The organism is Psychrobacter sp. DM4 (genome assembly GCF_051307035.1).
Classification (GTDB): domain Bacteria; phylum Pseudomonadota; class Gammaproteobacteria; order Pseudomonadales; family Moraxellaceae; genus Psychrobacter.
The window spans coordinates 1,588,963-1,601,760 of the sequence record NZ_CP195536.1 but is presented as its reverse complement, the minus strand read 5'-3'; the positions used below and the strand labels follow the sequence as shown (position 1 = coordinate 1,601,760).

General features: G+C 45.3%; 12 protein-coding genes. 8 read left to right on the top strand and 4 right to left on the bottom strand.

The window, feature by feature from the left end:
• Nucleotides 1–26: 26 nt before the first annotated feature.
• The gene (locus ACR64G_RS06780; protein ID WP_435978562.1) at nucleotides 27–953 is read right to left on the bottom strand and encodes a DMT family transporter; all 927 of its coding nucleotides are present in this window, start codon (nucleotides 951–953) and stop codon (nucleotides 27–29) included.
• 292 nt (nucleotides 954–1,245) lie between these two features.
• Here ACR64G_RS06780 and ACR64G_RS06775 point away from each other — a divergent pair, with 292 nt between their 5' ends.
• Entirely contained in the window at nucleotides 1,246–2,277 is a 1,032-nt protein-coding gene (locus ACR64G_RS06775; protein ID WP_435978561.1) for a WG repeat-containing protein, read from the top strand.
• 93 nt (nucleotides 2,278–2,370) lie between these two features.
• Here the strand turns inward: ACR64G_RS06775 and ACR64G_RS06770 are convergent, their stop codons facing one another.
• Together ACR64G_RS06770 and ACR64G_RS06765 are read right to left on the bottom strand one after the other, a co-directional pair.
• Nucleotides 2,371–3,390, bottom strand: a complete 1,020-nt coding sequence (locus ACR64G_RS06770; protein WP_435978560.1) for an alpha/beta fold hydrolase — start codon at nucleotides 3,388–3,390, stop codon at nucleotides 2,371–2,373.
• A 24-nt stretch (nucleotides 3,391–3,414) separates the two neighbouring features.
• On the bottom strand, nucleotides 3,415–3,579 hold the full coding sequence (locus tag ACR64G_RS06765) for a rubredoxin (protein ID WP_317198874.1): 165 nt from the start codon (nucleotides 3,577–3,579) through the stop codon (nucleotides 3,415–3,417).
• A gap of 300 nt (nucleotides 3,580–3,879) precedes the next feature.
• Here ACR64G_RS06765 and ACR64G_RS06760 point away from each other — a divergent pair, with 300 nt between their 5' ends.
• Nucleotides 3,880–4,419 (top strand): adenine phosphoribosyltransferase, encoded by a 540-nt coding sequence (locus tag ACR64G_RS06760; RefSeq protein WP_435978559.1) that lies wholly within the window; start codon nucleotides 3,880–3,882, stop codon nucleotides 4,417–4,419.
• 114 nt (nucleotides 4,420–4,533) lie between these two features.
• Here the strand turns inward: ACR64G_RS06760 and ACR64G_RS06755 are convergent, their stop codons facing one another.
• Nucleotides 4,534–5,472, bottom strand: coding sequence for a transaldolase (locus ACR64G_RS06755; RefSeq protein WP_435978558.1), 939 nt, complete (start codon nucleotides 5,470–5,472; stop codon nucleotides 4,534–4,536).
• 465 nt (nucleotides 5,473–5,937) lie between these two features.
• On the opposite strand from ACR64G_RS06755, the gene pheA reads away from it, so the two are divergent.
• The 6 genes from pheA to ACR64G_RS06725 all read left to right on the top strand — a co-directional run bounded on the left by pheA (nucleotide 5,938) and on the right by ACR64G_RS06725 (nucleotide 12,791).
• The gene (gene pheA, locus ACR64G_RS06750) at nucleotides 5,938–7,125 is read left to right on the top strand and encodes a prephenate dehydratase (protein ID WP_435978557.1); all 1,188 of its coding nucleotides are present in this window, start codon (nucleotides 5,938–5,940) and stop codon (nucleotides 7,123–7,125) included.
• 21 nt (nucleotides 7,126–7,146) lie between these two features.
• Entirely contained in the window at nucleotides 7,147–8,274 is a 1,128-nt protein-coding gene (gene hisC, locus ACR64G_RS06745; RefSeq protein ID WP_435978556.1) for a histidinol-phosphate transaminase, read from the top strand.
• Between the two features lie 42 nt (nucleotides 8,275–8,316).
• Nucleotides 8,317–10,650, top strand: a complete 2,334-nt coding sequence (locus ACR64G_RS06740; protein ID WP_435978555.1) for a bifunctional prephenate dehydrogenase/3-phosphoshikimate 1-carboxyvinyltransferase — start codon at nucleotides 8,317–8,319, stop codon at nucleotides 10,648–10,650.
• Between the two features lie 220 nt (nucleotides 10,651–10,870).
• Complete coding sequence (rarD, locus tag ACR64G_RS06735) at nucleotides 10,871–11,806, top strand: EamA family transporter RarD (RefSeq protein ID WP_435978554.1); 936 nt, start codon at nucleotides 10,871–10,873, stop codon at nucleotides 11,804–11,806.
• Nucleotides 11,807–11,872: 66 nt separating this feature from the next.
• Entirely contained in the window at nucleotides 11,873–12,268 is a 396-nt protein-coding gene (gene folB, locus ACR64G_RS06730) for a dihydroneopterin aldolase (RefSeq protein ID WP_435978553.1), read from the top strand.
• Nucleotides 12,255–12,791, top strand: coding sequence for a 2-amino-4-hydroxy-6-hydroxymethyldihydropteridine diphosphokinase (locus ACR64G_RS06725; RefSeq protein ID WP_435978552.1), 537 nt, complete (start codon nucleotides 12,255–12,257; stop codon nucleotides 12,789–12,791). Before folB ends, ACR64G_RS06725 begins: the two co-directional genes overlap by 14 nt.
• The last annotated feature ends 7 nt before the right edge of the window (nucleotides 12,792–12,798 follow it).

Here is a 12,798-nt window from a genome sequence, read left to right as displayed (position 1 = left end):
TAATTGTCTCAAAAGACTAGCGCCTGCTACTTACGCCTATAAAAGCGCGCAAAGAATCGATAACGATACAAGGCGCGCGGCTTAGATTTTAATGAACCCAAATAAATAGCCAGCATGGTGAGTAGCGCGCCGCTCCATTGCAGCGTGTTAATGGGTTTGCCAAGCCAGCTGTAATCAATAATCAGAGCGGCGACAGGTTCGGTCAATAGTAATAAACCTGTAACAGCGAGCGATAGTTTAGGGATAGAGTAGGCAATAAGTCCCCAAGCTAAGCATTGCATCACCGCACCATACACCAGTATCCAGCCGATATCAGACCACGAGTTTGGCAAAATATGACCGCTATCGAACACTAGCATGGGTAAGATCATCGCCAGCACGCCGCCAATACTTATAAGTTGCATCAACATAAATATTGGCGTGGGCTCCGTATCGTGAGTTTTACGAATAAAGGTCATAGACGCTGCAAGCATGGCACCTGACACGATACCTGTGATGAATCCCCAGGTCGCCGCCGTATTATTAGCAAACTCTGGGCTACCTATCATCGCTACCCCTAGTACTGCCAAACACAAGCTTAGCAACTGCAAACTGGACTGACGCTCGCCGAAGTACAAAAAGCCAATCGCTGCCAAAAAGAAAATCTGTAAGCTGTTCAGCAACGTTGAAATGCCAGGTCCAACCGCATAGATACTCTCATGCCATAGCGCTAAGTCTAAACCCAAAAATACCCCTGACAGCAATCCATAAACGATAGCAGGACGCGAGCTTGGTAGTCGCTGGCCTGTCATCTTGGCCAGTATTGCAAAGATGACGCCAGAAATCACTAGCCGCCAAAACGCCATTGCCCAACCACCAATATCGACGTGAGCGACGATAAGACTGCCTAAGCCGAATATAATACAGCCTATAATTAGGCCAATAGACGCTGAACTTGAGCTAGTAGTAGCCATACAGTATCCTTTAACAGCGTGTGCCTAACACTAATAATAGGTTTGTCCTCTACTTATAAAAGACTTAGGAAGAGGAGTAGGAATCGAATACCTTTTTTATTATTATAATCTACATGGCTCTAGCCCAATGACAAATCCTTCACAAATATTATAGCTTACTGTCACAAGTTTACCGAACGTAGGTTGGTGTTTATCGCCCGTTTTGCTACTCTAAGTAGGTGTACTCTCAGATAGGCCACTTCAAACAGATATTTCACTCTAAAAGGTTACTTTGTTGGCATGGTTATACTTTATGGTAATTGAAAATAGGCAAGTTAGTTATCAACGAGTTATTAAGCTTGCAGGCTTGGTAGTGTCCAAGCTATTTATCTCGGCTGGTACTATACTTAGTTTGACCTTACTGATACCAACGGCGCAAGCGGCAACTTGTAAAGTGCCAAAAAGTTTTTATAAGCACGTCTCCTGTACCGCTAACAGTCGCTATTTTTTGGCAGTCAAGGATTTTGGCGCGCCCGTTGCACTACTCGATAAAAATGGTAAAAAAGTCGCTGATTTGATGGAGTACCAGCGCGTAGATGCGACCAAAATATCAGGCGGTCTTATGCCTGTACAGCGCAATAGTAAAGTTGGCTATGTTGATATGCGCGGGCGCGAAGTGATACCGACTAGGTACGATATAGTAGGCTCTAATCAAGAATGGGCAAGAGCGGTCTCAGACGGACGCATCGTGGTCAAAAGAAACGGTAACTTCGGTGTGATTACACCGTCTAATCAAGTCGTCGTTCCTTTTACCTCATCCATCAGCAACATTGATAATTATAAAAATGGTATTGCGCGCGTTAACAAAAATAAAGCGGTAAGTTGGCTCAGTAAAGACGGTAACCCAGTCCAAGATCCTACTGCAAAGAGTGAGAGGCAAGCATCAAGTAGTCAATCCGATAAAGATAATCCTACTACTACAGCCGCAAGCTCTGTACCTGCACCACCAGCTTCTTTTTCAACTTTAAAAGCCAAGCAACAGGAAGGTAAATGGGGTTTTGTCGATGACAATGATGTGGTGATGATTACTTATTCGTTCGATGACGTACGGCCCTTCTCTGAGGGTTTGGCCGCGGTCAGTATTGATAATAAATGGGGGTTTTTGAATTTGGGCGGTAAGCTCGTTATTCCCTTTAATTTTGAGAATAACGCTGCAACTGCCAGCGATACCTATCAAGGGGTTTCAGCATTTGTATTTAAAGAGGGAATAGCTTGGGTAGGCACATTAGCAAATGGTCAAAAAACTTGTATAGATAAGAGAGGAGAGATTGTAGGCTGTAGTTAGCGATATAAAGCTAAAAAGAGTCGCTGTTCTAGCTAGCATTTGTAGATAAGAACAACGACTCTTTTTTGGTTTAACAATTAATACCGCTAATGATCAGGCTAGCAAATGAGTGCGAATCAGATCGACCATATAAGGTTGATAGTACGCAGGTATATCATGCCCCATACCCTCAATCAGGTGAAAGGTAGCATTGGGAATAGTTCTTGCGACGACGCGGCCTTGAGAGGCGGGGATTAGACCATCAGCGCTACCATGCATCACGATGGTCGGCGCTTTTACTTGTTTGCTAAAGCGCGCAATAGAGCCAGATGCGAGGATAGCATTGAGCTGCTGCACAGTTCCTAGTGGATGAAAGCTGCGCTGATAGCGTAATTGCGCAATCTCTCGCACTAAGCGCACATTAATATGTCCTGGCGTACCGACCGTCTTCATAAACCAGACGCTATGGCGCACAATATCACGCTCAGAATGACTCTCAGGACGATTGATTAGAGTATAGAGTTGTTTGGGCCTAGGCGGACGCAAAAACGCACGATTGGTTGTCGTAAACATCAGCGCCACTTTATCTACCAAACTTGGATAACGTGCCCCGACGATTTGGGCGATCATACCGCCCATAGACGCACCAATCAGATGAGTGCTCCCTAGGTGCAGGGCTTTAATCAAGCGCGCAGTATCCTCTGCCATATCGGTCAAATTATAAGCGACTTGCGTGCTTTTATTAGATAAGCCTGTTTGCAAGCGCATCATCATCTTTAACTGACTGATACGCGGTAGACCATCAATCTGAACTTTGGAGGATAGGCCGATATCGCGATTATCAAACCGAATGACAAATAAACCTGCATCAATCAGACGCTTGATAAAGGTATCTGGCCAAAATATCATCTGTGAGCCAAGACCCATAATCATAAGTAGTGGCGGATGAGCAGGATTACCGCCAGCTTCAACGCACAGCTCGATACCATCGCCGATGTCTATCATCGCTTGATACAAGTGCTCGCTCAGATCTGATGCACGCCATTTGTGCGCGCCAAACTTTTTCCACTCATCACTAGGGTAGCATTCTGTATCATCTGAGCTATCTACACTTAGATCATTTGAAATCGTCATAAGGGTTCCTATTCGGCAAGGGAATTAAAATTCTGCCATCTCAAAGTCAAGCTTGCCAACGCCGCACTCAGGACATATCCAATCCTCCGGAATATCTTCCCATTTGGTGCCAGGCGCGATTCCTTCTTCAGGACAACCAAGCTCCTCGTCATATATCCAGCCACAAACTATACATTCATAACGTTTCATACTTTATCCTATCGACTATTACTTATATTTCAAAACACTTTTTAGACTAGGCTTGCATGTGATAAAAACGTCCGTAGTGTAGCATATAACTAGACTTTGCACGTTTAAGTTTACACTTGTATGTTGAGATGAACCTAGTGTTTATCCAGTCAAAACGGAGGATCACTTATTTATACAGACATCGTTCCCCTAATAGTAGGACTCAAAATTTTACTGATTGTGGTATGATTGCCAGCACTGTTTTTTGTGATAAAGCTCAGCGCATCCTTTATTTATCAGTCATTCACGCTAAGGGTCATTATGACTATCAACGAATTATCCCATACTAAAAACACCGATCATCCTTTTTGGCAAGTGATTCGCACTGTATCTAATTTTCCCATAGCAGGCATCGATTTTTATGATATTACACCGTTACTGCGCAGTCACATTAACGATGTCATTGATGCGCTGCTCGCAGCACTACCTGAAGGTCTTATGGATGAAGTGGACTGCTTAGGTGCGGTTGAAGCGCGCGGTTTTGTATTTGCAAGTTTGCTGGCAGGTAGACTTGGCAAAGGCATGATACTACTACGTAAACCCGGTAAACTGCCACCACCCGTCGCTAACAAAGCTTATGCGTTAGAATATGGTAAAGACACGCTTGAGATGCAAAACAACTTGCCGCCTGAACGCGTATTACTGGTCGATGATATCTTGGCAACGGGTGGTACCTTGACGACCGCTTATGAGCTGTGCCGCTCTGCTGAACATACCGTTGTCGGGGCATTAGTGCTTCTTGATTTGGTTGATTTGCACGGTGAATTTCCAGTGCCAGTTTATACGGTTTTGAGGGCATAAGGATTCCGTAACATGGCTCAATAGTATTCGGCACAAAAAAAGCAGTATCCTAAACATTTGGAGTACTGCTTTCATCTTGTGCGGCATATAGTTGATTGATTAAATTGACAGCACTTAGCGCATTCCTGCCAAAGCCTTTGCCAATTCGTCACGAGCACTGATAAAGCCATCTATGCCTTTTGGCAATAAGTCTTGGGTAATCTTATCTTGCTGATATTCACGACTGAATGCGTCGTGGGTTAAACTGACCTTTTTCATATCAGCTAAATCGGTAGACATCGAAGGCGAAAGTTGACGCGTGACTTCGACGTCTATAGCCGCAAGCTCATCGATGAGATCAGGTGCGATGGTCAACAGATCACAACCTGCCAGCGCTAGTATCTGTTCAGCTGAGCGAAAGCTTGCGCCCATCACCTGTGTATCGTAGCCGTGCTGCTTGTAATACTGATAAATAAGTTTGACGGATTGTACGCCCATATCATCGATGGGTGGAATGTTTTGACGACTTTGCTGGCGCTTTTGCCAGTCCAAGATACGACCGACAAACGGTGAGATGAGCGTTACCCCAGCATCAGCGCAAGCGACCGCTTGATGCTGACCAAAGAGCAAGGTTAGGTTACAGTGAATGTTTTGAGTTTCAAGATAGCGCGCCGCTTCTATTCCTTGCCACGTTGCTGCCATTTTGATGAGCACGCGTTCTGAGTCGACTCCAGCATTTTGGTAGGCGTCCATAAAGGCAAGCGCTTTGTCGATAGTCGCCTGAGTGTCGTAAGACAAACGCGCATCTACCTCGGTTGATACACGGCCTTCGATCAGCTCCAAAATATTGCAACCAATCTTGATAGTGAGGGCGTCAATGACCGCGTCTATGTCGCCTTGGTAGCGGCTCATGGTCTCAGTTAGCATAGACTGATTATCAGGATGAATGAGGGCTTTGGTAATAAGGCTTGGATTAGTGGTCGCATCCCTAGGTCGCAGGCGTGCAATGGCACTAAGATCTCCTGTATCAGCGACGATGGTGGTCATAGTGCGAAGCTGTTGTAATGCGCTCATCAGGTATCCTTGAGGGTTCAGTTAAAAGTAAAGCGGGGTGACAAACCTGAACTTTAACATAGTTTTCAATGTGGGTTTGTCGATTGTAGGCTATCAAGCGATTGTGGATTATCAAGAAGAATGATATCAGGGCTGAACGCAGATAGTTATCCTAAATGGTACTACCAATTTAGTAAATATAAAGCCGTATAAGTATATGCATAATCATTTACGGATAGGCGTTTTATGTTGTTTTTGTTATAGTGAGATCAGTGATTTGATAGTGTGCTTGGTATAATCAATAAACGGCTCATTTTTTGCTTGATCAACAGAATTAATCGACGAGATGACAGTAACACAGAATGATGTGCTACATTATAGTCGCTATGCATTGATGGTTATCAAAGATTCACGCTATTAATAGCTTAAGCCATTAATAGAACCAGTAACGAGCAGTTTAAATAACAGTAAAAAAGGATAGGCGGTATGAGTGAGCAGTCACCCAAGCAAAAGTCAGATAACTTAGATCAAAATGACAGCGCAACAGCCATCGATACCCCAGCAACTGATCAAGCGTTTTTGAATCAGCTGCGTCAAAGTATTGATACAGTAGACTCCCGGATTCATACGCTGATCAATAACCGTGCCAAATTAGCCCAGCAAGTGGCCACGGTCAAAAAAGAGCATGTGGCCAACAGTAAAGATGTCTCGGTGCGCAACCCTATCTTCTATCGTCCTGAGCGTGAAGCACAAGTCCTAAAAGCGGTCATGGCGCGCAATGAAGGTCCTATCTCTGATGAGAAGATGGCGCGCTTGTTTCGTGAAATTATGTCTGTCTGTCTGGATTTAGAAGCGCCGCAGCGTATTGCATTCTTGGGTCCTGTAGGTACTTTTACCCATGCAGCTGCTCTTAAACATTTTGGCAAGGCGGCTGATACCGTGCCGATGACTACGATTACTGATGTATTTCGTGAAGTGGAGGCAGGTACAGCAATGTATGGTGTAGTACCCGTTGAGAACTCATCAGAAGGTGTGGTCAATCATACGCTTGACGGCTTTTTATCGTCATCGCTCAAAATCATCGGCGAAGTCGAGTTGCCGATTCACCAAAACTTCTTGGTGGCTGAACACACCAAAGTCGATAGTTTAAGCCGTATCTACTCCCATCAGCAGTCACTCGCACAGTGCCGTCATTGGCTCGATGTCAACTTTCCAAATATTGAGCGCGTAGCGGTCTCAAGTAATGGTGAGGCGGCGCGCCGTCTCAAGAACGAATGGCATTCAGCGGCTATCGCAGGAGATGTGGCTGCCGCAGAGTATGATTTGCACAAGCTATACTCGAATATCGAAGACAATCCAAGTAATACCACGCGTTTTTTGATTATCGGTCACGAATCGATTGCGCCCTCAGGTCAAGACAAGACCTCTATTGTCGTCTCAGCTCACGACAAAGCGGGCGCGCTGATTGAAATACTCAAGCCGTTATCGTATCACGGCGTCTCGATGACCAGTATCGAGACCCGTCCTGAACGTCCTAATAAGTGGGCCTATGTGTTCTTTATTGATATGGATGGTCACATCCAAGACCCCAACGTCAGCGCCGCCATTGCCGACATCAAGCCTTTGGTAAAAGATTTACGCGTACTAGGCTCGTACCCAAAAGCGGTACTCTAGTCCATTTATTTAGGAGATATCATGTCAGTTACCAGTAATGATCAGTCCGTTTTGCGTCCTGCTTATGATAGTATCCTCACGCTAGCGCCTTATCAAACAGGTAAGCCTGTAGAGGAGCTGACGCGCGAATACGGCGTCTCTGATGTCGTTAAGCTTGCGAGTAATGAAAATCCGCTCGGCTGCTCGCCGCAAGTGACTTTGGCGATTACTGAACAGTTGGGGCAACTGGCCCGTTATCCTGATGGCAATGGCTATTATCTTAAGCAAGCGTTATCTGATTTTAATGACATTGGCATGGATTGTATTACGTTGGGTAACGGCTCCAACGACTTACTCGATATATTAGCCCGTAGTTTTGTTAGCCGCGACGATGCTATTGTCTATAGCCAATATGGTTTTGTAATTTATTCTATGCTGGCCAAGATGCAAGGCGCAACGGGTATCGAGGTACCCGCCCAGCGTTTTGGTCATAATCTTAGTGCTATGCGTCAGGCAGTTGATGACAACGCTAATACCAAGATTGTATTTATCGCCAATCCTAACAATCCGACAGGTACGCAGCTTGACCGAGACGAGTTATATAAATTTATTGCAAGTATGCCGTCATCAGTGTTGATAGTATTGGACGAAGCCTACATCGAATACAGTCCTGAAAGTAACAATAGAGCGCTGTTAGATGCGTTTGACAACCTTGTTATTGTACGCACTTTTTCTAAGGCCTATGGCTTAGCAGGACTTCGCGTAGGTTATGCACTGAGCTCAGCGCCAGTCGCAGATTTGCTCAACCGTATTCGTCAGCCCTTTAATGTCAGTCGTATTGGGCTGGCTGCTGCTGCTGCCGCACTTGAAGATCAGCAGTTCATCGAAACCGTACGACAAACTAACCAAGAGCAAATGTGCTGGCTTGAGAAGCAGTTTGATGCTTTGGGATTAGGTTTTATCCGCTCTTATGCCAACTTCATTATGGTAAAAATGGAAGTTGAGATGGAAAATGCAGCGGTTATTAATCAAGCGTTGTTAGAGCAAGGCGTCATCGTGCGTCCATTAGCAGGATATGGACTCGATAACTGGCTACGTATTACCGTGGGGACTGCTGAAGACAATCTACGTCTGATCGATACCCTGCGTTCTATCTTAAATGATGATTGAATAGCTCGTTCGCTATGTTCCACTTTGCAAAATGAGAAAACCGTGAGTCCTCAAAACAATAACATTCTAGACCTCAACACGTCAAAACCAAGTTCTCAGCCTCTATTTAAGCAAGTGTGCGTAATCGGACTTGGACTGATTGGTGCAAGCCTTGCGCAAGCGATAAAAGACAAGGGTTTAAGCGCTCGCATTGTGGCCGTTGATAGGCACGAACCCAGCATTGTTGAGGGTATCGAACAAGGTTTGCTCGACGCTGGTAGTGGCACACTAAACGATGTGGTCACAGGCAGCGATCTGATAGTGATTGCAGTTCCAGTGCAAGCTGTGCAAACGGTCTTTGTAGATATCAAAGCGGCGATGGACAACGGCCTAATCGCCATAGACTGTATCATTACTGATGTCTGTAGTACTAAAGCCAATATCATTCAGGCGGCAAAAGAGGTATTTACAATCTTGCCTATTGGATTTATACCGGCGCATCCTATTGCTGGGGCTGAGGATTCAGGGTATCACGCTCGCCGTAGTGATTTGTTCAGCAACCATAGCGTCATTATTTGCGAGCTGCCAACGACTGATATCCTAGTAACTATGAGGCTCAAACAGCTGTGGGAGGCGGTAGGCGCTTCGGTCATACCTATGGATGCTGAGCGTCACGACAAAATTCTGGCTCATACCAGTCATCTGCCGCATCTACTGGCCTTCAACCTCGTTGAGCAGCTGGCAAGCCATGATAACAATTTAGATATGTTTCGTTATGCAGCAGGTGGATTTCGGGACTTTACTCGCATCGCCGCTAGTGATCCTAAAATGTGGCATGATATATTCGTTGCCAATAAAAGCGCTGTCGTTGGTGCGCTCGATGAGTACAGCGACTATTTACAACAAGTGCGTACGCTTATTATAAATAATGATTCAACCGCTCTGATGGGACTATTAGGCCGCGCGCAAGCCGCACGCCGACACTTTGATCACATGCTAGCTTCTACCCCTTACACGGACACCTCTGCTATGTCAGCTTCTTATATTATCTCACCAAGTCAAACGGTTACCGGCACTATTGCCATTCCAGGTGACAAATCTATCTCTCATCGCAGCATCATGCTCGGTAGCCTTGCCACTGGCGTGACTCATGTCACGGGGTTTTTGGAAGGGGAGGATGCGCTGGCAACTTTGCAAGCGTTTCGTGACATGGGCGTAACTATCGAAGGTCCTGATAAAGGTGAGTTGACGATTCACGGCGTTGGTATGTATGGCCTAAAACCTAGCAAAACGCCCCTTTATATGGGCAATTCTGGTACTAGTATGCGCCTGCTTTCTGGTATTTTGGCCGCGCAACGCTTCGATAGTGTGTTGATTGGGGATACCAGTTTGAACAAGCGTCCCATGGAGCGTATCGCCGCGCCACTGCGAGAAATGGGCGCTGTTATCCGCAGTACGGGTACTAGTGGTACCGCGCCGCTTAGTATTACTGGTCGCGATAACGTTGGTACCCCATTACAAGGTATTCACTACGATATGCCAGTGGCCTCAGCACAAGTCAAATCTTGCTTGTTATTGGCAGGGCTATGGGCACAGGGAACGACGACGGTGACCCAGCCCGAGATTAGCCGTGACCATACCGAGCGTATGCTCTCAGCCTTCGGTTATCCTGTTGATGTCGATGGCAACTGTATCAGCGTTAAGGGGGGTGGACAGCTAACAGGCGGTAATATCGCTGTACCTGCTGACATCTCCTCAGCGGCGTTTTTTATGGTAGCGGCAGCTATCAGCAAGAACAGCGAGCTTACCCTAACGCAAGTGGGTATCAATCCGACGCGTACAGGTATCATAGACATCCTAAAGCTCATGCAAGCGGATATTACCCTAAGTAATGAGACTCATGTCGGCGGTGAGCCCGTCGCTGATATTACCATTCGTAGCTCAAACCTGATTGGTATTAATATCCCTGAGCATTTGGTGCCGCTTGCTATTGATGAGTTCCCTGTACTATTTGTGGCAGCGAGCTGCGCGCGCGGTCGCACGGTACTGACCGGCGCAAAAGAGCTACGGGTCAAAGAGTCTGATCGTATTGCGGTCATGGCTGAGGGATTACAAACTCTAGGCGTTAAGTGTACAGTGACAGACGATGGTATGATTATCGAAGGGCAAAGCACTAATGATCGTGATAACGCTCATACCGTCTTTGGCGGCGGGCATATCGTCTCTCATCATGATCACCGTATCGCCATGAGCTTTGCGGTCGCCAGTTTGCGCGCCTCAGAGCAGATTACGATAGAAGGCGTTGAAACAGTCAATACCAGTTTTCCAGGATTCGCTGAGCTTGCGACCCAAATTGGTATGGCTATCAAGGTTCAAAGCGGTGCTGATAGCGCCTAAAATGTCAGTTTAATGATACGAAATATTGAAACTACAGACAGCTACACAGATTTTAAATTATAGATTTTAGCTATGTTCTTAAGCAATGGGTTGATGTCAACATGACGTCAACCCATTGCTTTTCTTGTTATCTCTCACGCTTCTCAAACATGACGCTCTAATACTCCAAAAACAATAACAGCATAGATGCGTTTTTAGCAAAAATAAGTTGTACTGTACTATGACTACTCAAAATGTTCTCAAAAAACCAGTTGCCCCTATTCCAACGACTAGACGCGGTATCATCACTGCTCTAATTGCATTCTGTATTTGGGGCGCGTTTCCGTTATATTTTAAGCAACTCGCCGCTTACAACGCGACCGAAATTATAGGTCATCGCATTATCTGGACTTTCCTGTGTTTGCTTGTTTTGCTCGTTGTCACCAAACGCTGGCAGTGGATCGATACCCTCAAGAAAAACCCAAAATGGATAGTCTATACTTTTTTATCTGGTCTAATCATCGCGACCAACTGGCTAACCTATGTGTGGGCCGTCAATAATGATCGCATTCTTGAGGCCAGTTTGGGGTATTTCATTGGACCGCTAGTCGGCGTAGCTCTATCGATGATTTTGTTTAAAGAGCGGCTACGAGCATTGCAATGGGTAGCCATCGGCTTTGCTTTATTATCCGTGCTCATTCAAGTTATTATGCTTGGCAGCTTGCCTTGGTTGTCATTGATTTTGGCATTTAGTTTTAGTACTTACGGTACTATTCAGCGCCAGACGCCTTTTACAGCGGTTGATGCTATGTTTATCGAAACCGCTATGTTGGTACCGATTTGTCTATGGTGGTTTTGGCAGGCTGATGTGGTCAGCAGTCAAATAAGTTTTTGGTTGACGCCCAATATTTGGCTGCTCATGCTGGCAGGTCCAGTGACTTTGATACCGCTATTACTATTTAATAGGTCGACTAAACTGGTCGCATATAGTATTTTGAGCTTTATGAATTATCTAACACCGACTTTCATTTTCTTATTGGCAGTATTTTATTACAACGAGCCTTTTGATTCTAATCGTCTGGTAGTATTTGGTTTGATCTGGTTCGGCCTACTTTTGTTCAGTATAGATTTGTGGCGTCATCGTCCCAGCAAAATGTTAAAATCAGTGCAACGCTAACCTTAATCGGGTCACAAAATAATAAGACGCTTTAAAATAGATAGCACAACAGCTAAGGATACACCCATGTATGATACCCAAGCAGACGCCGTATTTGTTAAAGGTTTAAAAGTCGAGGCGGTGATAGGCGTGTATGGTTGGGAGCGCGCTATTACTCAGCCATTACTTATTGATATAGTGCTGGAGACTGACATTGGTAAAGCGGCGGTATCAGACGATGTAAAAGATGCGCTCAATTATAAAGCGGTCTGTGATGATGTTAGTGCATGGTGCAAAGTGCTTAAAGCGGAGCTGCTTGAGCATTTAGCAGAGCACTTAGCGGATCAACTATTGAGCAATTACTCCTGTGACAAAGTGACACTTAGCGTAGCCAAGCCAACTGCGATCAAAGAGGCGGATGCGGTTGGTGTGCAGATTACCCGCATCGCCAAAACTATCGATAAGCCAAATGATGACCATTGAAGGTTTGGATACTTTACATTTTGAATGCGTGCCAAGTGCTACTTCCAACTCGCTACAAGACAAGGAGGTCACCGCGGTATTAATTGCGCTAGGTAGTAATCATCAAGCAGATAGTCATTTGCCGCAGGTAATAGAGCAACTAGCAGTATTTGGTGACATTACAGTATCAACCCCATTTCAAAATCCTGATTTTACCGCGACGGCAATGCAGTCAAAGCCTGATTATGTCAATCAATGTGTCTATCTGTGCCTGCATCAAGCTATAACGTTAGGACATTTGCAGCAGCTACTTAAGAGTATCGAAGGTCAGTGCGGTCGCAATCGCTCAACTGAAGCGCAACAGACTGTCAAAAGAGTTACGATGGATATTGATATCTTACTGGTAAGATTAAACAGTAATAGCCTAAGTATCAAATGCGTTTTTAATTTATCGAATGGATGGATAATTCTGTCAGATCGTTATCCCTTCAAAATACATGAGACATTGGGTATAAGAGAGTTGTCATCGCATCAAATGCAATGAGAGTTAA